This window comes from Amycolatopsis sp. NPDC023774, from assembly GCF_040639695.1.
Taxonomy (GTDB): Bacteria; Actinomycetota; Actinomycetes; order Mycobacteriales; family Pseudonocardiaceae; genus Amycolatopsis.
In genome coordinates, this window is sequence record NZ_JBFAAJ010000029.1 from 1 (window position 1) to 21,589 (window position 21,589).

Here is a 21,589-nt window from a genome sequence, read left to right on the forward strand (position 1 = left end):
GTTGTAGGCGAACCGCAAAGTCACCGAGAACACCCCGCGCAGCGGTTCGGGCAGTTCGGGCAGCGGTGGCAGCCGCAGCACGGCGAACGACGAAACCATCGTCTCCGGGGTGCCCGGGTGCCAGGCCGTCCAGGCTCGCAACACGTCGGCCATCCGCTCACCGGGGAAGTAGATGCCGCCACCGTAGAGGCGGGCCACCGGGAACAAGGCGAATTCCAGCGCGGTCACCACTGCGAAGTTGCCCTTGCCGCCCCGCAACGCCCAGAACAGTTCGGGCTCGGACTCCGCGTCGACGTGCCGGAGTTCGCCGTCCGCGGTCACCACCTCGAGCGAGTGCACATGGTCGGCGGCGTAGCCGTGGGAGCGGCCGAGGGTCGGGCTGAGACCACCGCCCAAGGTGTACCCCGAGACTCCCACCGTGGGATTCGACCCGTTCAGCGGAGCCAGCCCCTCCTTGGCCGCCTCCGCGACGACCTCCGACCAGATCGCTCCGGCGCCGACGCGGGCCGTTTGGCCGACCGCGTCGATGGCCACGTCGTTCATCCGGTGGGTCGCGATCACCACGGCACCGTGCGCCGTGCCGACCATCTGGTGGCCGGTGGTCTTCACCAGGACCGGCCGGTGCCGGTCCGCCGCGAACGCGACCGCGGCCTGGACATCGGCCACACCCTGCGCCACCACGATCACCGCCGGCACCAGCTCGTGATTCAGGTTGAAGACGGCGCGTTCCTCGTCATATCCCGCATCGCCCGGCAGCAGAACCGAACCCGCCACCCCGGCCACCAGTGCGGCAACATCCTCCGGCAGGACCGGAGGCAAAGACAAATCTCTGAAAGTCATGACATACGTCCTATTGAGAGTGTGAATAATGTGAAGCCCGAGTCAGCTCGACAAGTCCGGAGACCATTTGACCAAAGGTCACCCAAGCCACGTGGCGACGGAGCCAGAGTACAGAGAATGACGAATCGGGCCAAAAGCTCATCCCCGAAGGGCGGACCGCATTGGCAATAACCAAAGTAACAAGATTGGACCGATTGCAGCGGAGGTGCCGGTTATGATCATCGTCACTGGACTCAATGGGCACTTTCCGTGCCCGTGAGCACGCGAAGCCCACTACTGCGGACAGGCTCCGTTCAGGCGAGCCACGAGGCCGGCCACTGAGTTCTGCCGCCGACGCCAAGAACCGGTGAGCGTGACGCGACCGGCGGTCCGGGACCTGGTGGAGCCGGAGGGCGTTTGGGCGGACTTGCGGGACGCGAAGGCCGAATCCGTCATCGATGGATCGATCAGTGGGCCACACCATGGCGAGCATCTCGAATCTCGAGCGCATGTGGGCGTCCTGGAATATCGACTTCCGCGCTGTCCGGATCTGAGTGGTTTCTGGCCGGATCAAGGCGGCGCCGAACGGTCAGTTCACTCACCGTTCAAAATTGCGAAAGACCGACATCACCCTTCCTCCCCTTGGCGGGATCCCCCGTCCGATCACGCAGCGGTCATGCGCGGAGCGACCTTGAAGGAATTGTGACGTCGAGAACTTCCTCTACCGTGGGGATGCGTTCCCCGGAGCCCAGGTCGACGCTTCCCAGGTCATCGATCGTGGGCTCTTCTATGGGCGTGTGGGAGTCTCCGCCACGACGGTCCGCGCCACGGTTCGATCGTGTTCGGCGCCGTCACGCAGTAACGCCATCCCGTCGGCCGGCGGCCACCCCTCCAGCTCGTGCGCCCGCACTGCCGGCACCATCGCGGCGCTGTTCGACGCCACGGTCGGCAGCCGCAGCTCGGCGGCCATGTCGGCGAGCAGGTCGTTGTACACCCGCGTCCTGCGGCTGGCGTGGTCGATCAGCTCGACCGCCACTTGGTCCCGGCCGAACCAGGCGACCAGCTTCTGCAGCTCGGTTGCCGCCGCGGCCACACCTTCGTCCCCGGTCAGGGCCTGGCGCAGGAGGCCCTTGCGGCAGCTGATGGGCCCAACACGTGGCGCGCAGCTCTTCCACTGGTCGAAGTCGTAGGCGGGAAGGTCTCTTCTTCCCGCCCGGTGCGAGCGGGGCGTGGGAGATCACCCGGCACAGCCGCCGGTAGCCCTCGCTCACGTGGGCCGGCGCAAGCAGATGCGACCTCTCGGGGTCTGGCACGCCGCCTCGACATCCGCGCGTGGCCACCACGCCGCAGGGCGCTGGTAGCTCTCCCGCCCGCCGGGTATCCACCCGCACCTCGGCATGGGTCACCTCGGAGATCTCACGGAGGCGGGCCGGGAGTACCTGGCCTTCTCGTTCGCTCCGGAGGTGTTCCGCGCCTGACGCGATCTCGCAGACTGCTCGAACCCGTCGGCGACGACGCGCTCGTCGTGCAGCCCGGCGCCTCGGCGGAGGCCAGCCACACGATGGGCGGCCCCATCACCCCGGCTCGAGGAAGGTGTGGCCGGTAGGCGTGTCCGGCAGCATCCCGGTGACGGCCGCCCCACCCGGCAGCAGGAGGTTCGCCGCGACGCCGGTGCCGCGCAGGTCGGCCGCCATCACCCGCGACAGTGACTCGCTGCCCGCGCGCGAAAGGCCGTAGGGCCGAACTCCGCCCGGCGCATGATCGCCTCGCTCACCGCGATGTTCACGATCCGCCCGCCGCCCGCCGCCGGCATCCACGGCGTGACCGCGCGCACAACGAGGAAGTAGCCGGTCAGATTCGTCTCGGCCACCTGGCGGAATCCCTCTACCGAGACTTCCCAGAAGCCCCGCGGCTGCGTCATGAACCGAGGGTTGACCGTGCGCATCCCGAGCCCGGCGGCGGCGCGGCGCCTGACCTGACAGTCGCTCCTGCGGTGCGGCATTGAACGGCCAGCCACGATCTCCGACCAGGACCTCGGCGGAAACGTCCTGGGCGCCACCGCCCAGCGCGCCGTCAACATGGGCTTCGCGGTGTGGCTACCGCTGGCGAGCTCGCTCCGCGTGCCCGAGGCGACCATGGCGCAGCGCATCAGCCGGGCAGAGCAACGCCACAAAGCGGCCGGAACCAGCTTCGACCTGCCGCCGGCAGCTGAGCAGGCGGCGTGGCTCGGCGTCATGCTCCATGTGCTGCACCTCGTCGTCAACGAGGGCTCCACGGCCACGCCGGGAGCAGTTGCCGCCCGCCTTCACGACGCTGCCCGCGCCCGGGCCACCCTCGAGGACGGTGCGGGGGGCAGCGAATCGTGACCGCCCCACTCGTCGGGTCTGCTCCGCGTCCGACCAGCCGGTCGAAGTGCCGCGTCGCGAAGCAAAGGGCGGCGCCAGGGTATGGCCCCGGGCCGCTCGGCACTTTGCTGAACTCACACCGGAGCCATCACTCACCGGTCTGGACGGGCAGGCTCTCCGGGCCGTGCATCAACGTGCTGTCGCGCCACCGGACCTCGTCTCGCGGGACGGCGAGCCGCAGGTGCGGAAACCGCGTCACCAAGGCGGCGATGGCGAGCCGGCCCTCCATCCGGGCCAGGGGCGCACCCGGGCAGTAGTGGATGCCGTGTCCGAAGGCCAGGTGCCCGGCGGCCGACCGCGTGATGTCGAACCGGTCCGGGTCCGGGAACACCGATTCGTCGCGGTTGGCCGACAGCACCGACAGCAGCACCATCTCGCCCTCCGGAATGGTCCCGCCTGCCAGCTCGATCGCCGAGCCCGCGAACCGCGGCGGCAGGATGTTCACCGGGGACTCGTACCGCAGCACCTCTTCGACGACGTTGTCCACCAGCGAAGGATCGGCGCGCAACGCAGCGAGCTGGTCGGGCGAGGTCAGCAGGCACAGCACCGCGTTGGCGATCAGGTGCACCGACGTGTCGTGTCCTGCGATCAACAGCAGCAGCGACGTGGCGACCAGCTCGTCCGCGCTCAGCCGGTCACCGTCCTCATCGGACACGGCGATGAGTTCGGAGAGCAGGTCCGTCCCGGGGTTGGCCCGCTTGCGTTCGATCAGGGCGGTCAGGTATGCGACGGCGTCGGCGAGCGCTTCGTAGTACCCGTCGCCGAGTTCGGCGTCGTTGATCTCCTGCGACCAGCCCCAGAACGCGGCGCGTTCGTCCTGCGGGATCCCGAGCAGCTCGCAGATCGCGAAGGTGGTCAGCGGCACGGCGAACTCGGCCACCAGGTCCACCGACCGACCCGGGGTGAACGCGGAGATCAGCTCGTCGATCACCGTCGACAGCCGCGGGCGGAGTCGTTCGACCGCTCGCGGGGTGAAGGCCCGGTTGATCAGCCTGCGCAGCCGCGTGTGGTCGGGCGGGTCGCGGTAGATCATGCTGATGCCCAGCGCCCGGTGCATCAACTCTTCGCGCGGCGTGAGCTCACGCTGCTCGGCCGCGGCCTCCTGCTCGGCCTTCGACCGGACGTCGTGGCGGACGCGGCCGTCACCGACGAGAGCGCGCACGTCCTCGTAACGGGTGACGAGGACAGCCGCCGCCTGGCGCGCCTCCGAAGCCGGACACACCGGCGCTGACGCGCGCAACTTGGCCATGAAGCCGTGCGCATCCTGCATCGCTTCACCATCCACGACCACCCGCATTCGCCCACCGTAAGCCCGTGACCCACCTGATCAGCGACCGCGGAGCCGCAGTGGCCCGGTCAGACAGCAGGCGAAGGTGATATCGGGCAGCTCAGCCCTGGCGATTGAGAGGTACCGCCCGAGTACGGCCGTTTGCCCCCGTTTTCGGCATCAGGCCGGGTCTGGTCAGTTGTGCGAGTTCTGCGGAGCGGCCATCGCCGCTCGAAGATCCGCAGGTCAGCTTCACTCCGAACAGACCCGCTTACCGCCAGGGCACCCACAGCAGCAGTGGATGGCGGCCTGTCACGACGATGGCTTCCGCACCGCTATGAGTCCGGATCGGCGGCCGCGACGATCCGGGTCTGTTTGCTGACGCTGCGGTGACCCGGACAGTCCCGGAGGCCGTCTGGGCGATGATCTCAGCGCATTGAGCCGGTAAGCACCACCTTGTCGCCCGGACACAGGTCCAGGCCACCGACTGTGGGGGTGCATGTCAGGCCGGCAGAGGGCGCCCGCGCATCGGCACGTTCGTCTACGACGCGGGTGACGAGGGCGTGCTCACGCCGGTTCACCGACCAGTTGCGCCCGGCTCCTTGGCTTCCGGTGCCGGGTGACCAATCGAGTCGGCCACCCGGTCCCCGCCCGAGCCTCGTAGATCGTCAACCGCTTGAGGCTCCGGACGGCTGGGTATCTCCCGGCCACGATCACTCGCCCTGGGGACGCCGGACCGCAGATGCGGGGGTACTGCGCCACGGCCGCGGTCCCCCTTGGCTGGACCGCGTCCACGCGACCGATACAGGAGTGTCCGACCTTGTCTTGGTCCAGTAGTGACTGCGCGAAGAAGGCTACCGCGGACCAAGGAGAATTCGAGGAAGGTACCGATGAACTTTTCCACCGCACTGGCCGCGAACGAGGGTGCGCACATCGCCACGGCTGTGGGAATCAGGGCGTTGCTCCTGGTCCCGCTGGTTTTTTTCGTGGTTGCGCTCGTCAGCATTCTGAGTAGCCCGCTGACGGGTGGCATGAGACTGGTCTGGGTCGTGTTCGCGTTCTGCGCTCCGTGCCTCGGCCCGCTGCTGTGGTTCCTGATGGGTCGGCGCAGCGCCGAAGCCGGGGGGACTGCCGCATCGGCGGATGATCCTGAGTCGGCTGGCGGTGGCCCTAGGTGGACACGCCCGACGGGGGGGCATGGCAGCGACTCGGGCCACGGTCCGACACGGATACGTCGCGCCCACCGGCGTGCGGTGGCCCTGCCGGTCGAGCACCGGCCGGCGGCGCCGCCGCCACGGGCGGTGGGGCGGCGGACGCGGAGGGGCTGTGCCCGGACCGGAATACGCCATTCGCCGGTGGTGCTCACCGACGGCGTGCGCAGGGTTAACCGCGTACTGGTCGTCGGACGATGCGAGCACCACCACACGCGGCCACCCGAGAACTGCCGCGGGAGGAAATCGGTCTCCTACTTCAGGTCCCGTGGGCACCGCCTGGCAGGTCGAGGTACCCGCACACCGCCCCGGTCGCGACGGCGAACGACATTGCGGACCGCCGTGCAGGACGTCGCCGAGCGTGCACAGCGACTCCCCCGTTGGTGAGCCGGCTACGGAAGACTCCTTGCCATCCGAGGGGACCTCGATGCCGCGCCGTTCGCCGAAGGGCATGGTCCGGCGGAGCAGTTGCGTGCCCTCGGGATCGGCCGTGCCTAGCAGTCGGCTGCAGCCGGCTGTGGTGCGTCGACGACCTCCGGAGTGATCAACCGAGGGGGTTGGTGAGCAGCAGCTCCGTGTTGTGGTCGCCGACCGAGCCGACGCGGTTCAGGTCGACGTGGATGTCGTTGTAGGACAGCTCGCGGTAGAGAGCGGCAAGCGCTTGGGGGTTCCGCGCTGAATAGTCCACAGCGTACGGCGCGTCGGCTTCGATGAGCGTGGTGAAGATCGACAGCGTGCCGTCACTGTTGTCCACCAACTCGAGCACGCGCGCGTGCTGCGGGAAGTCGACGTGGGAGGCGGTGTTGATCTCCCAAAAACCCTGCGCCGGCGTGTCACCGGGATGCGGCGTGATCTTGTTGCGGTGCGTGTGCCCGTTGACCCAGGCGAGCACGTTCGGGAAGCGGTTGAGCAGCGCTACGAACGCGTCGCCGTCGAGCCGCGGCTCCAGGGGGTGGCGCGAGTCGGGTGCGGGGTTGCCCATGGTGTCGCTCGTGTGGTGGCTGAAGAGTACGAACAGCTCGTCGGTGACGTCGTGGGTGATTCTGCGGCCGAAGAAGTCGTAGTACGTCGACGAGTTGCGTGCGAGCAACGCCTCGAGCCAGTTGTACTGCCGGAGCCCGATCGAGCCGTCGACGAACCCGCCGAGCGTGGTCGTGTCGAGGCTGACACCGGTGATACCGGGTGCGATGCGGAAGGTGTAGTACACGTCGCGGCCATCGGCGTTGTGGTCGGTGAACCCGTGGCCTGCCGGGCCGGGACCGGTGTTGCGGGTATCGAGGTGGGCCCGCACGAACTCCGCGGTGGAGAAGGGCCGGCGGCGCGCGTCGGGAGTGACTTCGCGCAGAATCGTGCCGGGAGCGCTCAGCATCTCGGCCATCGACACGGTGGTGCGGTTGCCGATCCCCGTGACGATCTTCTTCGCGGTGCTGTCGGACACGCCGGTCACCTTGTCCCGGCCGGTGTAGAAGCTCTCGATTCCGGCGGTGTCCTCCGGCAGGAGGCCGGAGATGCTGTCGTCGTGGTTGCCGAACGTGCAGAACCACGGCACGTCCAGCCCAGGGGCGCGGAACGGCGCGATCGCCGCGTCAAGCAGGCCCGAAAGCTGGGGAAAACCCTTCAACGTGTAGGGGTCGTCGAGCCGGGCCGACGGGTTCCAGAACGCGGCGCTGCCGGAGTTCTGCACGCCCTCGTACCGCTTCGGATCCCCCGAGTTCGGGCTCACGGTGCCGCCGTTGAGGCTGGTCAGGAACCAGTCGAGCTCGATCAGCTCGTGGTTGTCGGTGTTGTCGCCGGTGGTCACGAGGAAGTCGAACGGCCGGGCGGTGAACGGTCCCCGCTTGAGCGTGTTGACCCGACGCACGAGCGCGCTGGTCGCGACGGTACCGAGCGTTTCGTGCGGCCGGAAGGCCGCGGCGTTGAACGGGTGCAGGTACTCGAACCGCACCGGGGATTCCGTGTCGGTCACGTGCAGGTCGGTGAACTGCACGAAGGCACTGACCGCGCGGCGGCGATCGTCGCGGCCGGGTTTCGGCTCCGCGAGGTCACCGCGGACCACGAGCGGCCAGCCGGGGCCGCCGGTGAGCCGGCTGTAGGTGGCGGTGCCGGGAGTGAGGGCCGTGGCGACCTGTTCGAGCGTGGTGCCCGCGGTGCGGACGGTGCGCGCGCCAGTGCGCTTCAAAGCCCTGTCGAGCGCGTTGGCTGTCGGCGTGCACAACAGCAACCCCACGCCGGCTGCCCCCGCCGCGGTGAACGTCCGCCTCGTCAGCCGCGCCATCTTCACCTCCTCCAGGCCATCTCAACCCAAGCTGCCGGAGGGGGGTGGCCCTGCGGTGAACAGCACCTGAAACTCACATTGATCATGGCGGTATGGCTGGCGGGGTCGAGGGATTTGCCAAGGTGCCGGTACATGGTGGGTCAGGTGACGCCGAACTCGGCGAGGATCTCGCCGAGGGTGCAGCGGCGTTTGCCGTCGTCGCCGCGCTCGTCGTGCATCTGCCGGGCCGGCTGCACCTGGCGGGATCCGAGCTTCGGCTTCTGCCCGACGGTGCGGCCGCCTGCGCGGGCGGCGGCCAGACCGTCGACGGTGCGTTCGGACATCAGGGCGTGCTCGAACTCGGCGATTGAGCCGAGGATATGGAAGAACATCCGCCCGACTGCGGTGGAGGTGTCGATGCGCTGGTAAGGCATCACGCGATGCGTGCGACCCCGAAGCCGACCAGGCTCGCCGTCGCGACGTCCACTCGGTTCACCTCGTCGCTACCGAACAAGAGGCTCAGGGATACCTGGATGATGCGAGCGATGACCACCGCCGAGCCGAGCAACAGTGCCGTGAGAGCGACACCGACCGCCAGCCCGAAAGCACCCGGCAGCACGACGATCCCGGTTCCGATCAGCCAGCGCGACCACAGACTCAGGATGCCTCGTCGGTCCCGAGTTCGCGCAGACCGACACCGCCGGGTACCCGTGCCGTAGCGCCCGCCGACCGGCGCCACGCGGCCCGACCCGCACCCGCGGAACGTCGGCCTTGGGACAACTCCTCCAGCGCGGCCCGGGCCACGAAGTCACCCGACGTCGCGAACTTCGCCACGCGGTCAAGGCCGGCGGCGTACGGGTTGAGCTCACGTGTGAGCTCAACCCGTACAACAGCATCCTGGCTAACCCGCGCAGCTTGCCGGTAAAGGATCCAGGCGAAGACCCTGAGCCACTCGATCAGACCGTCATCCGGCTCCAGAATGAACAGGGAAGGTCCCTAGGGATGTCTCGTAACTGATCTTGTGGTTGGTGGGTTGGTGTTGCGGGTCAGTCGGTGAGGAGTGCAGGTGGGCGATGCCGGACACGGTGTCGTTGAGTGTGCGGGCGGCGCGGCGGTAGTCGCGCAGGATTTTCCAGCACTTCGTCCGCGCCAGCGCGTGTTCGACGCGGGCACGGATTTTGCGGTGGCCGGCGTTGAGGTCTTCCTGCCAGTGCAGCAGATCGCGGCCGTCGCGAGGTTGGCGGTAGGGCATGATCACGGCCTGGTTGCCTTGGTAGCCGCCGTCGGCCATCACCGGGCGCCCTGCCAGTTCCTGTTCGATGCCGGAGTCGCGGTAGACGGTGCAGTCGTTGCGGTTGCCGGGATGTGCGTCGCCGGTGGCGATCACCAGCCGGGTGTCAGCGTCGATCGCGATCTGCACGAACGCCTGAGTACCGGTAGTTCTTCGACGGTGCCGCCAGCCGGTGATCCCGCGTCGGCACCAAGGTGCCATCCACGATCGCAACCGAGTCGATCCGCCACTTGCGGACCGGGGCCAGCGCCAGCAGTGGACCGATCGTGTCGCTTCCCGCGGTGCGCCGCGGAATGCGACACCCCGAACAGCGGCCCGATCTGGCGCATCGTCAGGTTCGTCCGCCAGTACGTGGCCACGATCCGCACCAGCTTACGAAACTGACCCGGTTCCAACCCCGTGAACGGGGCAATCCACTCCGACCGCGACGCCGAGATCACCTGCACCACACCATGATCAACTACCCCGCAGACCAACCCCACACCGGGTTACGAGACATCCCTTAGTGGTTCGAAAAAGCCAATTACGATGGCGCCGTTCACACACCTCGATGAACGCAGCTTCCCCCGGCGAAACTGATCTACCTTCGAGCTTGGGAACTTCGTCTGGCACCACAAGCGGCGGTGAGCCAACCTCGCAGAATAATCGGGAGTCCGCGTAGGTTTTCGGGCCAGCAAATGCACAAGAAGGAACGAGAGCCGGGATCAGGCTGATCGTGGCCGAGCGGGGGCGCGGGCCGTCCACGATCAGTCGTGAGTACCGCCGCAACGGAGTGCCGCTACGCGAGGAACCTCACGCTGGGCCTACGTTCACCGTGTACCAGCTGACCCAAATGCTTCCGCAGGCGCCGCGCCAACGACGATGTTGCCGGCCGACGGTCACGTGGGTGGTGTCTGCGCATAAACAGCCCGTCCGTACTCAGCGAGTGCACTTGATGACGCAGACCCGACTGCGACTTGTCGCGGATCTTGCTCGCAGGTGAATCGCGTTGAATCGAAGTAGTGACTTTTTCCGCATAAGGAGTCGCTTTGTCTTCGACGATTAGCTCCCGGCCCTTGCCCGTGCCGCGTGAGGACGTCTGTCCGTTCGGGCCAGCCCCCGAGCTGGCGGAGCTGCGCCACACAGACCTCAGTGGCCCGGGTCACCTGCCCGACCGGCATTGAGGCCTGGGTGGGCACCCGGTACGCCTACGCTCGCGAGGTGCTGGGCGACCCGCGGCACTTCTGCAACCGCTCCGGCCAGGGCCGGCCACCTACTCGCCAACATGCCAGCCGACGCACCCGTCGAGGAAGGTGACTTCTCGAAGAGGGACGGGCCCGAGCGCGTCCGCTTCCGGCAGGTGTTCGCGCCGGCGATCACCACCGTGCGCCGGAGCGAGGAGTTCCGGCCGATGGTGCGGCGCACCGCTGACGAGCTGCTGCACGGCCTCGCCGGCGAGGCCGTGCCGATCGACCTGCACGAGCAGTTCTCCAAGCCGCTGACCGCGTCCGTAACCGCCGAGCTGCTCGGCGTGCCCTACTCCGACCACGGCAGGTGCCAGCGCGTCGCCGAGACCCTATTCAGCGGCGACACCGAGATCGCCGGCCAGCCGATCGCCGCCGGCGAGTACGTGATCGTTGCCGTCCAGGCCGCCAACCACGACCCGGAGCGCTTCCCCGAGCCGGAGCGTCTGGACATCGAACGGCGGACCAGCGGCCACCTGGGCTTCGGGCACGGGCCCCACCAGTGCGTCGGCCGGCGGATCGCCCGCCTGGAACTGACCACCGCACTGGCCGCCCTGAGCCAGCGGGTGCCGACCCTACGGCGGGCAGATTGTCAACCATCCAGTTGGTTTATTAGGATGGCCCCATGACCTACGACTCGGACGCGACCCGCGCCCGCCTGCTGGAGGCGGCGCATGACGAGTTCGTCGAGCGCGGCCTCGCCGGGGCCCGGGTCGATCGCATCGCGGCCGCGGCCGCGGCCAACAAGCAGGCCATCTACGCGTACTACGGCTCGAAGAACGCCCTGTTCGACGCCGTCCTCGACGCGCGGCTCGGCGTGCTCGCCGACCTGGTCCCCTTCACACCGCACGACCTGCCCGGCTACGTCGGCGCGCTGTTCGACTACCTCGTCGCCGAGCCGACGGTGATGCGGCTCATGCAGTGGAAGGCGCTGGAGCGCCCCGAAGCGTCCGCCACGGAGGTGCGCGCCCACGTCGACAAGGCCGCAGAGATCTCCACCGGGCACGGCCTCGACGAGGAGCAGGGCATCGACGTCCTCATGCTCATCCTCGCGCTGGCGCAGTCGTGGAACCTCGCCCCGCCGGCGATCCGCTCCCCCGCCGGCCACGACCCGGCCGCCCGCCTCAAGCGCCACCGCGAGGCCGTGCTGCGCGCGACCGCTGCCCTCGTGGCCGAACTCCTGGGCGCCGGCGGTGCAGACTGAGCTTTGATCACCCACGAGCGGAGGGAGCCGCATGAGCCGGTATGCGCGTTTCGAGCACCTGAGGGTCGACGGGCCGGACGAGGACGGCGTGGTCGAGCTGGTGCTGGAGGGACCGAACCTCAACGCCGTGAGCGAGGCCGCGCACGGCGACCTGGCCGAGATCTGGCGCGAGTTCGACCGCGACCCCGCGGTGAACGCCGTGCTGCTGCGCGGCGAGGGCAAGGGGTTCTCCGCCGGCGGGTCGTTCGACCTCGTCGAGAAGCTGACCACCGATTTCGAGGCTCGCTCGCGCACCATGCGGGAGGCGCGGGACCTCGTCTACAACATCATCGACTGCTCGAAACCGATCGTCTCGGCGATCCACGGCCCGGCCGTCGGCGCCGGACTGGTGGCGGGGGTGCTCGCCGACGTGTCGGTGGTCGCGAAGACGGCGAAGATCGTCGACGGCCACACGCGCCTCGGCGTCGCGGCCGGGGACCACGCGGCGATCTGCTGGCCGCTGCTGTGCGGGATGGCGAAAGCCAAGTACTACCTGATGACCTGCCGGCCGATGACCGGTGAGGAGGCCGAGCGGATCGGCCTCGTTTCGCTGTGTGTGGACGAAGAGGCGGAGCTGCTGCCGACCGCGCGTGAGCTTGTCCGGGAGCTGGCGCTCGGCGCGCCGAACGCGATCCGGTGGACGAAGCAGAGCCTCAACGCGTGGTATCGCCAGATCGCCGGCGCGATCTTCGACTCTTCGCTGGCGCTGGAGTTCTACGGATTCGCCGGGCCGGAAGTGCGCGAGGGCCTGGCGTCGCACCGGGAACGCCGCAAGCCGGACTTCACCGGCCGGGGCGGTGCCGATGCCTGAGGCACTGCTCGACGGGCTGCGGGTGGTCGAGATCTCCAGCTACGTCGCCACTCCCCTGTGTGGCCTGACCCTCGCCCAGCTGGGCGCCGACGTCGTCCGCGTCGAACCGTTGGGCGGCGCGCCCGACCGCACGCGCTGGCCACTCGCCGACTCGGGCACGAGCCTGTACTGGAGCGGGCTCAACAAAGGCAAACGCGCGATCTCGGTGGACCTGGCGTCCGAAGTGGACCGACAGCGGGTGGCCGACCTGATCGTCCACGGTGGACCGTGTGTCGTGGTCACCAACACCGACCGGCATCCCGAGCTCACGCACTCGGCGCTGTCCGCCCGGCGTCCTGACGTGATCCACGTGCTGCTGGACGGCCGCTCCGACGGTGGCGCGGCCGTGGACTACACCGTCCAGGCGGCCACCGGGTTCCCGCTCGTCACCGGCCCGGCCGACGTGCCCGGGCCGGTCAACCACGTCCTGCCCGCGTGGGACCTCGCCGCCGGTCTGTACCTCACCACGGGCCTGCTCGCCGCCGAGCGCCGCCGGCTTCGAACCGGCCGGGGCGCGTCGTTGCGCGTCGCGCTGGAGGACGTCGCCCTCGCCACCGCGGGCAACCTCGGTTACCTCGCCGAAGCCCAGGTCACCGACCACGAACGCGCCAAGTCCGGCAACGACATCCACGGCACCTACGGCCGCGACTTCACCACAGCCGACGGCGTCGCGGTCGTGGTGGTCGTCCTGACCGAACGCCATTGGAAAAAACTGCTGGCCGCCACGGGTCTGACCGCCGCGTTCGCCGCTCTCGGCGACTCCCTCGCGATCGACTTTTCCGGCGAAGCCGCCCGCTTCGAACACCGCGACCTGATCTCGGCGCTGCTGGCGCGCTGGTTCGCCGCCACGCCGTTCGCCGACGCCGCCAAGGTCCTCGACGCCCACCGCATCCTGTGGCAGCGCTACCGCACCTTCGCCGAGGTCGGCCGCGACCCCGAGCTGGCGGAGCAGGACCTCTTCGCGCCACTCGACCAGCCCGGCGTCGGCCCGCACCTGGCGCCGAAGTCACCGGTCGTGGTCGACGGCGCGCGCCTCGACCCGAGCCCGGCGCCGTCTGTCGGGGAGCACAACGCGGAGGTCTTCGGCCGCTAGCACCCGGAGGGGAGGTGATGCTGCCGGGGTTCGAGCAGGACCCGTACTCGACGAACCAGAACCTGTTCCTCGGTTCCGCCGCCCACGCCGACTTCGGCGCCGACCTCCCCCGGCTCGGCCTGAGGTTCCGGATCCCGCACCGGCTGTACTCCGACGTCTCCCCCGCCGGCCGGAGCCTGCGCTCCACGGCTCGGCGCCGACCTCGAAAGCCGCCGCCCTCGAAAGCCGCCGCCCGCGAGGTCGCGCGGCTGGTCGGAAGCAAGGGGTGAGCGGTGCGCTCGACCTGGCCCGCACGCTCCTGACGGGCACCCGCGAGCTCGGCGAAACCCGGTTCGAGACGCGCGAAGGCCACGCGATGGCCGCGTGCTGGGGCGTGCACCTCGACTTCGCCCCGGACGTGAGCGGGGGGATGTTCCCGCTGCCGGAGCTGGTCGCCGACATGGACAACGGCATGTCCGTCGTCGAAGGCGGAGCGCAGCGGCTCCCGGACGCGCCGGCCGCGCCGGTGCTCGAGTACGGCGGCGAAGTCCACACAGGACTCGAGGTCGACGGGATACCGTGCGGGAACGTCCGCGCGCCGCCGGAGCGCGGACGGCACCCGGCCGCGGGCGCGCCGCGCGGTCTTGGCGACGTGGGACCACGAGCGTTGTACGGGAAGCTGCTCGCCGACGTCCCCGAAGACCCGCGGCGCAAGGCGGAGTACTTCCGCTGCGGCCCCGCCACGCTGATGCCCCACCTCGCCCTCGGCGGCCCGCTCGCGTGGGCCGCCGGCGAAGACGTCGCCGAGTTCGGTCAGGTCCACGCCGGACCTTGAGTCGACGACCTCGCCAAGACCCACACCGAAGCCCGGGCCGGCCGCCTGCCCGCCGACCCGCTGCTGGTCGCCGGTCAGACCACGGCCGTCGACCCGACGCGCGCCCCGCCGGCAAGGACGTCACGTGGCTGCAGGTCCATTTTGTGCCCTCGGTCATCCGCGGCGACGCGGCCGGCACGATCCGCGCGACGATCCGGTCCGAAGCAGCCGAGCCGATGGCCGAACGCGTGCTCGCGAAGCTCGAACGCTACGCCTCCGGCGCGTCGGCCCGGATCGCGAAGTACGCGGCGCGCACACCCCGGACGTTGAAGCCGCCAACCCGAACCTCGGCGGCGCCGGGGAGCATCGCCGGCAGCCACCACCTGCCGCAGAATTTCCTGGTCCCCCGCGCGGCTGGGGCCGCCACGGCCACCGCACGGCGGTCAACGGGTTCTACCTCACCGGCGCGGCGACCTGGCCGGGCGCCGGCACCAGCGCGACGTCCGGCCGGCTCCCGGCCCAGCGCGTGCTCCGGGACGCGAAGCGCCGCCGCTGACGGCTCACGCGCGGTCCTCGTTCACCACGCGCAGCACCAGCCACTGGTCGAACCACGCCCCCACGGTCGTCACCACGAGCATCACCAGGCCGAGGATCAGGTGGGTGTAGCTGTGCAGGAGCGCGACGCTGTCGGTCAGCCGAGTCAGGCCGAGCTGCACGAGCAGCCGCGCCACGAACAGCGTCGCCACCAGGCCCAGCGCCTGCTTGCGGCGCCACACCGCCCGCAGCAGCCGCCGTCGCCGGGCGAGCATCGTGGACCACAGCACCAGGTGGATCGCGACCACGACGAGCGGCAGCAGCGCCACCCACGGGTACCGGTCCTGAAACTGCACGGTGAGGTCCCCGCTCGCCGCGAGCAGCCCTACGAGCACGAAGTACCACGCGGGCAGCCCGGGGATCCGGCCCTCCGGAAGCCGCTGTGCCTCGGGGATGAAGTCCGTCTTCAGCATCGGGATCTCCTTCGTGTACCGATGCGTCGAGACTCCCGGAACCGGCGCCGGCGAAGATCGACCGCGCGGACGAACCTCGGCCGCCGTCTCATACCTGCGTACGAGACGCGCGCGGTTCACCGCCGGAGCCGGTAGCCCACCGCCTCCCGATCCCATGTCCCGTCGCTCACTCCCCGCGAGCGCAGAACGGCCTTGCGCACCTTGCCGTTCTCTGTCAGCGGCAGCGCGTCCACGAGGTCGACCTACCGCGGGATCGTGAAGTACGACAGCCGCCGATCCGGTCGTTGCGCTCCACGAGGGTCACCGGCCAGCCGGCGCCGGCGAGCTCAGCCGCCGCGGCCGGGCCGTTGACACCGCTGCCGACCACGATCGCGTCCGGCCTCCGATTCCCCTTCACGCCGTTCTTCTCACGACAGGTGGGCCCGCACCGACTCCTGCTGCGGATCGGTCCAGCCCTTGCCCGCAGCGTAGGCGATCATCTTCCCGAAGGCTTCCGTCCACTGTGGATCGGCACCGGGTCCTTCGCCCCGCAGCCACGCCACCGACAGCCACGCGTGCCCTTCGGCCGCGGTGCCGGCCCCGGCCCCGCGCAACGCCGCGTCGACGTCGGCTTCGGTGACTCCCTCGGCTCGTTCGACCGACAGCGACGTCAGCTCCTCGGCGTCGACCAGCGCCGGCCGACGCTCCGCACCGATGACGACCTTCATGCCTTCTCCTCCCGCCCGCCCTGCTGCAGCAGGTGCGTTCCGAGTCTGCCGCATCCGCCCGCGGTGAGCCCGACGATCGTGGTGAACGCCTCGACGACTTCATCCTTTGGCGGCCCCGCGCGCGGAGCGCGCGACGACCTGGATCTGCACGCCGAGCCAGACGTCCGGCGCGGTCAGGAACGCGGCTGGTGGGTGGTTGGCCTGCGAGCGCGGTGTGCCCGCGGTTGTGGTTGCCGGTGTGGCCAAGCTGGCGGGCGGGTGCGTTCGTGGGTGACGCCGGCCGTGCCGGGTGTGCCAGTGTCTACCGCGCACGCGACTTGATCCTTTGTGGATCGGACCACGAGCGGTGCCACGATCGGAGAAGTGTCGAGCACCCGTCCTGCCTAGCCCCGACACGCTCGACCCGCTGTGCCAGGCCTGCCGGGAGCAGCAGGTGCTCGGCGAGGCGCCGCGCGTTGTCCACGAGCCGACCGGTCAGGCGGCCGGACGCGTCCCGGCGGATCGGCTCGACCGCACGGACACTCCTTCACCGAGCGAGAGGGCGCGGCAGCCGAAAACGGCGGCGCACCCGCCCAGGGATGCGCCGCCGCCGTCGTGTCGGGGTGCCTCAGCCGACCTTCATCTCGCCCAGCTCCGACCAGGTGTCCTGGTCGAGGGTGGTGTTGATGATGTCCGGGGTCTTCTGCAGGTACTGCGGGAAGTCGGCCTGCGCCTTCTTGAAGTGGTCCGCGTTGACGTGCGCCGCGGCCGCGTCGTCGGCGAAGGCCTCCACGAGGACGTACTCGTTCGGGTCGTCGAGGCTGCGGGACCAGTCGAACCACTTGTTACCCGGTTCGGCTCGCGTGGCCTCGGTGAACTCCCGCGAGAGCTCCGGCCACCGGTCCGCGTACTCCGGCTTGATCTGCCACTTCACGGTGATGAAGATCATCTGTTCCTCCTTCGTGCCCTCAGCAGCCTAGCGCCGCCGCATGCGCGTCCGCTGTGGACGGCCGCGCTCACGGGACCAGGATCGCCCGCCCGCGGATGCGGCCGCCGTCGAGGTCGTCGAGGGCCTGCTGGAAGTTGTCGAGCGAGTACTTCGTGGTGTGCAGCTTCACCTTGTCCTGCGCGGCCAGCACCATCAGCTCGCACAGGTCGGTGTAGGAGCCGACGAGGTTCCCGATGAAGTTGATCTCCGTGGAGATCACGTCGATCGTCGGGATGTTGATGTTCTCGCCGTAGCCCACCACGTGGTAGTCGCCCGCACGCCGCAGCATCGCCACGCCGTCGCGCGTCGCGCCGCCCTCGCCGACGAAGTCGATCACAACCTCCGCGCCGTGGCCGCCCGTCAGCTCCTGCACGGCCGCCACGTGGCCGCCGTCGGCGACCACGCCGTGGTCCGCGCCGATCGACTCGGCCAGCTTCACGGCGTCGGCATTGCGGTCGACCACGATCAGCTCGGCCGCGGTCATCGCCTTGAGCACCTGGATGCCGATGTGCCCGAGCCCGCCCGCGCCGATCACCACACACTTGTCGCCCGGGTGAAGGCGACGCGACGCCTTGGCCGCCGCGTGGTACGCGGTGAGGCCGGCGTCGGCCAGCGCCGCGACGTCCGCGGGCTCCAGCGAGTCGTCGAGCTTGACCACGCTGCGCGCCGACGTCTTGAGCACCTGCGCGTAGCCGCCGGCGGTGTCGATGCCGGGGAACTGGCTGTTCTCGCAGTGCACGTCGTCGCCGCGCCGGCACGCGGGGCACAGCCCGCACGTGATCAGCGGATGCACGATCACCTTGTCGCCCTCGGCCACGTTCGTGACCGCGGAGCCCACGGCCTGCACCCAGCCCGCGTTCTCGTGCCCGATCGTGTAAGGCAGGGTGACACCGGATTTCTCCGCCCACTGCCCCTCGAGGATGTGGAGGTCGGTGCGGCACACACCCGCCCCGCCGATGCGCACGAGCACGTCGTGCGGCCCGGTCACCTCGGGTTCGGGAACGTCGGTCATGCGCAGCTTCTCGCCGTACCCGACAACCTGAACAGCCTTCACGAAGCTCGTGCCTCCTCACCGGCGACAGCCGAAACGGACGGGTCGTGCGGCCGGGTCGTCTGGTCGGTCTCCGACCCGGGGTAACGCGTGCGGAGCAGGCCGCGGCAGAAGTGCGCGTTGCCGTCGATCGAGATCCGGATCGACCGGGCGAACCGCAACCGCAGCGGCACCTCCTCGCGCGGATAGGGCTCGCCGTGCTCGTCGACGAGCACCGGTTCACCCGGTTCGACGCTCAGCCCGAGCGCCGTCCGCCGCCGCAGCAGCGCGTCGGTCGTGCGGCCCGCGGGCAGGTCGCCGAGCGTCACGTCGTGCAAATCCTCTTCCTTCAGGTCCTTGTCCGCACGCAGCAGGCCCGTGAGCGCCCGCTCCATGGCGGCCGAGTGGGCCTTGCGGCGGAAGGTGAGCCGCAGCTCGTCGAGGTCCTTCTCGGCCTCGGAGCCGAACGTGCCGAGGTATCCGGCGTCGGCGGCGAGACCGCGGTTGATCAGCTCGGAGTCGTGGTGGTCGTCGAGCTGCACGACCACACGCCGCTCGCCCGGCAGGGCTGTGAGCACGTCCTTCGCGTCCGAAGCCATCAGGTACGCGAAGTTGGGCGAGCAGAACGAGGTCGGCAGCCGCAGGTGCACGGTGAGCTCCGCCTCGGTCGCGGCCACGGAACGCACGAACCCCAGATCGGTGATGGGTTCGTCGAGCTCCGGGTCGTAGACCGAGTCGAGCGCACTGCGCGCCAGCTGTTCGAGATCGGGCATCAGGCAACCGCCGCCGCTTCGGGTTTCGCGTCCGCGGGCGGATTCTTCACCTGCAGCTCCTCGGGCACCGGGATGTCGTACATGGCCGCGGCGTTGAGGCCGAGGATCTTCTTCTTGATCTCCGTCGTGAGCGGCGCGTACTCCGTCATGTCCTCGGGGATCTGGAAGTCCACGAACTTCTCGACGAGCCACTTCGGCGTCCAGATCGCGTAGTCGCTGGAGAACTGGATGCGGTTCTCGTCGAGCCAATACAGCAGCTCGCCGATGATCTGCGCGAAGTAGCGCGGTCGCGTGTGGATGAACGGCATCGCGACGGCGAGGCCGGCGTGCACGTTGGGCTCCTGCGTGGCGATCCAGCAGAAGTCCTCGAGCCGCGGCAGGCCGCAGTGCTCGATCACGAAGTTGAGGTCGGTGAAGTCGGTGGCGACCTTGTCCACGTCGGCGACGTCGAAGGCGTCGCGGTCCAGCGGCCGGATGGTCGGGCCCTTGTGGATGTGGATGTTCTTGATCCCCAGCTCCTGCGCGGCCTCCAGGTAGCGGTAGCTCCACTTGTCGTCGAGCTTCCAGCCGCGCGAGTCACCGAACCACTCGGCCGTGTAGAGCTTGGCCCCCTTGAGGTTGAAGCGCTTGGCGTCCTCACGCAGCTGCTTGAGACCGTCCTCGCCGAAGCGCGGGTCCCAGCAGTGGTTGTAGGTGAGCTTGTCCGGGTGCTTCTGCGTCAGCGCGAACGCCTCGTCGGCCTGCCCGAAGTTGTTGTTGTAGAAGGCAGGCAGGGCCGCGGGCTGGAAGATGGCGTGGTCGACGTAGCCGTCCGTGAACAAGTCCTTCATCAGCTTCTCGCCACCGTAGTAGAGGTAGTCCTCGTACGGCCACACCTCGGACTCGGGGCTGAGGTTGCGGTGGTAGTCGTAGAAGCAGTCGATGAACTGTTTGCCGTGGATGTTGCGCTGGTTCTCCGGCCGGGCGTCCCAGAGCGCGATGTGCGCGTCGAGGATGAAGTACTTCTCGCCGTCCTTGCTGTACATGGGCTTTCCTCCGCATTCGTGACCACATCGGCACGTCAAGACCGGAACTTAGGGCGATCATCGTGGCTGGAGGTGGCCCATGCTGTCTCGATTTGAGACATCAGGGGTGCTGCTGCGGTTACGCTGTGGCTTCTAGCCTGGCCGAGCCAGACGCGGTGTGGCGTCTTCCGGGAGGTGGCATGACACGCGGTGACGGGCTTGAGCCCCGCGGCGACACCACGCCGAGGCTGCGGGCGTCGTGGCAGCGCAGCGCGCGCTATGGGGTGCCCGACGACGAGGTGAAACCCGTGTTCACGGCCACGGTCGACACGGGCTCCCTGCTGTTCGAATGCGGCAACGAGGTCCTGCGGGGGTTGCACGCGACGCTGGCCAACGAACCCATCAGCCTGATGCTCACCGACAGCGAAGGCCTGGTGCTCAGCCGCCTGTGCGGGGACCCGGGCATCACCCGGTCGCTGGATCGGGTGCACCTCGCGCCCGGGTTCTCCTACGCGGAGAGCAACGCCGGCACCAACGGCCTCGCCCTCGCTCTCGCCGACCGCGCCCCGTCGCTCGTCCGAGCGGGTGAGCACTACTGCACCAGCCTGCGCGGCTACACCTGCGCCGCGGTGCCCGTGCTCGACCCGATCACGGGCGCGCTGGCGGGCAGCGTGAACCTCACGACGTGGTCCGAGCAGTCGTCGGGTCTGCTGCTCGCGCTGGCGCAGACGGCCGCCGGGCACACCACCTCGCTGATGCTCGCGCGCGCCTCGGGCCGCCGCCCGCGCCCCGCACCGCGTGGCGAGGTCTTCCGCGTGTACGCCGACCGCATCGACCCGCCGGAGCTCTCCGCCGCGTGGCAGCACGCGCTGCTGGAGGCGATGGACACGATGGGCCGCGGCCGCGCTGCCGTCGTGGTCGGTGAGCCGGGCGTCGGCAAGACGGCGCTGGCCGCCCTGGCCCGGCGCGAGCTGCACCCGCGCGAGCGGGTGCTCAACGCGCGACCGCCCGCGCCCGACGACGTGGACGCGTGGCTCGCGATGTGGGCCCCGGAGGTCGGCAAGGCCGACACGTGCGTGATCGTCTCCGGCGTCGACGCCCTGCCCGCCTGGGCCGCCGGCGAGCTGGCCGCGCGCTTCACCGGCCACACGAGCGGTTTCGTCCTGACCGCAACGGATTCCGCGGCCATCCCGAAGCCACTGGCGTCCTTCGTGGACACCGTCGTCGAGCTCCCGCCCCTGCGCCTGCGGCCCGACGACATCCTCCCGCTGGCCCGCCACTTCGCCCACCGCGCGCGCGGTCGCGCCGTCTCCTTCACCCCGGCCGCCGCCCGCGCCCTGGCGACCCACGACTGGCCCGAGAACGCCAAGCAGCTCCGGCGCGTCGTCGCCGAGGCCGCCGCCCGCGCCGACACCGTCGACACACACCACCTGCCACCGGAGGTGTTCACCACCACGGGCCACCGACTCAGCCGCCTGCAGGCGATGGAACGCGACGAGATCGTCCGCTGCCTCGCCCAGCCGGGCGCCACCGTCGTCCGGGCGGCCGCCGAGCTCGGCATGGGCCGCGCGACGATCTACCGGAAGATGGCGCAGTACGGGATCAAGAACCGGCAGCTGCGGCCCTGACCGGCTTCCGTAACATCGGGCCGT

23 protein-coding genes and 1 pseudogene are annotated in these 21,589 nt (G+C 69.6%); 8 read left to right on the top strand and 16 right to left on the bottom strand.

The window, feature by feature from the left end; all coding sequences use genetic code 11:
• From AB0F91_RS37375 to AB0F91_RS37385, 3 genes are all read right to left on the bottom strand, one after another.
• Positions 1-840, bottom strand: an 840-nt coding sequence (locus AB0F91_RS37375; protein WP_360605516.1) for an FAD-dependent oxidoreductase, incomplete at its 3' end; no start/stop codon positions are given.
• Positions 841-1,606: 766 nt separating this feature from the next.
• Entirely contained in the window at positions 1,607-1,912 is a 306-nt protein-coding gene (locus tag AB0F91_RS37380; protein WP_360605518.1) for a hypothetical protein, read from the bottom strand.
• A gap of 600 nt (positions 1,913-2,512) precedes the next feature.
• Positions 2,513-2,740, bottom strand: coding sequence for an SDR family NAD(P)-dependent oxidoreductase (locus tag AB0F91_RS37385; protein WP_360605520.1), 228 nt, complete (start codon positions 2,738-2,740; stop codon positions 2,513-2,515).
• A 157-nt stretch (positions 2,741-2,897) separates the two neighbouring features.
• Here AB0F91_RS37385 and AB0F91_RS37390 point away from each other — a divergent pair, with 157 nt between their 5' ends.
• A complete protein-coding gene (locus AB0F91_RS37390; protein WP_360605521.1) occupies positions 2,898-3,185 on the top strand; it encodes a hypothetical protein in 288 nt (95 codons plus the stop codon).
• A gap of 127 nt (positions 3,186-3,312) precedes the next feature.
• Here the strand turns inward: AB0F91_RS37390 and AB0F91_RS37395 are convergent, their stop codons facing one another.
• From AB0F91_RS37395 to AB0F91_RS37415, 5 genes and pseudogenes are all read right to left on the bottom strand, one after another.
• Complete coding sequence (locus tag AB0F91_RS37395; RefSeq protein ID WP_360605523.1) at positions 3,313-4,494, bottom strand: cytochrome P450; 1,182 nt, start codon at positions 4,492-4,494, stop codon at positions 3,313-3,315.
• Positions 4,495-6,246: 1,752 nt separating this feature from the next.
• Positions 6,247-7,977 (bottom strand): TIGR03767 family metallophosphoesterase, encoded by a 1,731-nt coding sequence (locus AB0F91_RS37400; RefSeq protein WP_360605525.1) that lies wholly within the window; start codon positions 7,975-7,977, stop codon positions 6,247-6,249.
• A 140-nt stretch (positions 7,978-8,117) separates the two neighbouring features.
• Positions 8,118-8,390, bottom strand: a complete 273-nt coding sequence (locus AB0F91_RS37405) for a recombinase family protein (protein ID WP_360605527.1) — start codon at positions 8,388-8,390, stop codon at positions 8,118-8,120.
• Positions 8,390-8,695, bottom strand: coding sequence for a hypothetical protein (locus tag AB0F91_RS37410; protein ID WP_360605529.1), 306 nt, complete (start codon positions 8,693-8,695; stop codon positions 8,390-8,392). Before AB0F91_RS37410 ends, AB0F91_RS37405 begins: the two co-directional genes overlap by 1 nt.
• Before the next feature lie 318 nt (positions 8,696-9,013).
• Positions 9,014-9,693 (bottom strand): annotated as a pseudogene (locus AB0F91_RS37415) (transposase family protein); the annotation flags it as partial.
• 818 nt (positions 9,694-10,511) lie between these two features.
• Here AB0F91_RS37415 and AB0F91_RS37420 point away from each other — a divergent pair.
• From AB0F91_RS37420 to AB0F91_RS37445, 6 genes are read left to right on the top strand one after another with little or no spacing between them, the layout of a single operon-like run.
• Positions 10,512-11,099, top strand: coding sequence for a cytochrome P450 (locus AB0F91_RS37420; RefSeq protein ID WP_360605531.1), 588 nt, complete (start codon positions 10,512-10,514; stop codon positions 11,097-11,099).
• Positions 11,096-11,674, top strand: coding sequence for a TetR family transcriptional regulator (locus tag AB0F91_RS37425; protein WP_360605533.1), 579 nt, complete (start codon positions 11,096-11,098; stop codon positions 11,672-11,674). The genes AB0F91_RS37420 and AB0F91_RS37425 overlap by 4 nt, the downstream gene beginning before the upstream one ends.
• A 31-nt stretch (positions 11,675-11,705) precedes the next feature.
• Positions 11,706-12,524: an enoyl-CoA hydratase/isomerase family protein gene (locus tag AB0F91_RS37430; RefSeq protein WP_360605535.1), complete on the top strand. Its 819-nt coding sequence runs from the start codon at positions 11,706-11,708 to the stop codon at positions 12,522-12,524.
• The gene (locus AB0F91_RS37435) at positions 12,517-13,656 is read left to right on the top strand and encodes a CoA transferase (RefSeq protein WP_360605537.1); all 1,140 of its coding nucleotides are present in this window, start codon (positions 12,517-12,519) and stop codon (positions 13,654-13,656) included. The genes AB0F91_RS37430 and AB0F91_RS37435 overlap by 8 nt, the downstream gene beginning before the upstream one ends.
• 17 nt (positions 13,657-13,673) lie before the next feature.
• A complete protein-coding gene (locus AB0F91_RS37440) occupies positions 13,674-13,925 on the top strand; it encodes a hypothetical protein (protein ID WP_360605539.1) in 252 nt (83 codons plus the stop codon).
• Positions 13,922-14,470: a hypothetical protein gene (locus AB0F91_RS37445; protein WP_360605541.1), complete on the top strand. Its 549-nt coding sequence runs from the start codon at positions 13,922-13,924 to the stop codon at positions 14,468-14,470. Before AB0F91_RS37440 ends, AB0F91_RS37445 begins: the two co-directional genes overlap by 4 nt.
• A 539-nt stretch (positions 14,471-15,009) precedes the next feature.
• Here the strand turns inward: AB0F91_RS37445 and AB0F91_RS37450 are convergent.
• The 8 genes from AB0F91_RS37450 to AB0F91_RS37485 all read right to left on the bottom strand — a co-directional run bounded on the left by AB0F91_RS37450 (position 15,010) and on the right by AB0F91_RS37485 (position 19,958).
• A complete protein-coding gene (locus tag AB0F91_RS37450; RefSeq protein ID WP_360605543.1) occupies positions 15,010-15,456 on the bottom strand; it encodes a hypothetical protein in 447 nt (148 codons plus the stop codon).
• A gap of 214 nt (positions 15,457-15,670) precedes the next feature.
• Positions 15,671-15,853 carry an FAD-dependent oxidoreductase gene (locus AB0F91_RS37455; protein WP_360605545.1) on the bottom strand — a complete coding sequence of 61 codons (183 nt, stop codon included), beginning with the start codon at positions 15,851-15,853 and terminating at the stop codon, positions 15,671-15,673.
• A 10-nt stretch (positions 15,854-15,863) separates the two neighbouring features.
• Positions 15,864-16,163: a hypothetical protein gene (locus tag AB0F91_RS37460; RefSeq protein ID WP_360605547.1), complete on the bottom strand. Its 300-nt coding sequence runs from the start codon at positions 16,161-16,163 to the stop codon at positions 15,864-15,866.
• A 99-nt stretch (positions 16,164-16,262) separates the two neighbouring features.
• Complete coding sequence (locus tag AB0F91_RS37465; protein ID WP_360605549.1) at positions 16,263-16,409, bottom strand: hypothetical protein; 147 nt, start codon at positions 16,407-16,409, stop codon at positions 16,263-16,265.
• Between the two features lie 361 nt (positions 16,410-16,770).
• Positions 16,771-17,091 carry a putative quinol monooxygenase gene (locus AB0F91_RS37470; RefSeq protein WP_360605551.1) on the bottom strand — a complete coding sequence of 107 codons (321 nt, stop codon included), beginning with the start codon at positions 17,089-17,091 and terminating at the stop codon, positions 16,771-16,773.
• A 67-nt stretch (positions 17,092-17,158) separates the two neighbouring features.
• Positions 17,159-18,184 (bottom strand): NAD(P)-dependent alcohol dehydrogenase, encoded by a 1,026-nt coding sequence (locus AB0F91_RS37475; RefSeq protein WP_360605553.1) that lies wholly within the window; start codon positions 18,182-18,184, stop codon positions 17,159-17,161.
• A complete protein-coding gene (locus tag AB0F91_RS37480; RefSeq protein WP_360605555.1) occupies positions 18,181-18,933 on the bottom strand; it encodes an iron-sulfur cluster assembly protein in 753 nt (250 codons plus the stop codon). The genes AB0F91_RS37475 and AB0F91_RS37480 overlap by 4 nt, the downstream gene beginning before the upstream one ends.
• The gene (locus AB0F91_RS37485) at positions 18,933-19,958 is read right to left on the bottom strand and encodes an amidohydrolase family protein (RefSeq protein ID WP_360605557.1); all 1,026 of its coding nucleotides are present in this window, start codon (positions 19,956-19,958) and stop codon (positions 18,933-18,935) included. The genes AB0F91_RS37480 and AB0F91_RS37485 overlap by 1 nt, the downstream gene beginning before the upstream one ends.
• Before the next feature lie 179 nt (positions 19,959-20,137).
• Here AB0F91_RS37485 and AB0F91_RS37490 point away from each other — a divergent pair, with 179 nt between their 5' ends.
• Positions 20,138-21,565 (top strand): helix-turn-helix domain-containing protein, encoded by a 1,428-nt coding sequence (locus tag AB0F91_RS37490; protein WP_360605559.1) that lies wholly within the window; start codon positions 20,138-20,140, stop codon positions 21,563-21,565.
• The last annotated feature ends 24 nt before the right edge of the window (positions 21,566-21,589 follow it).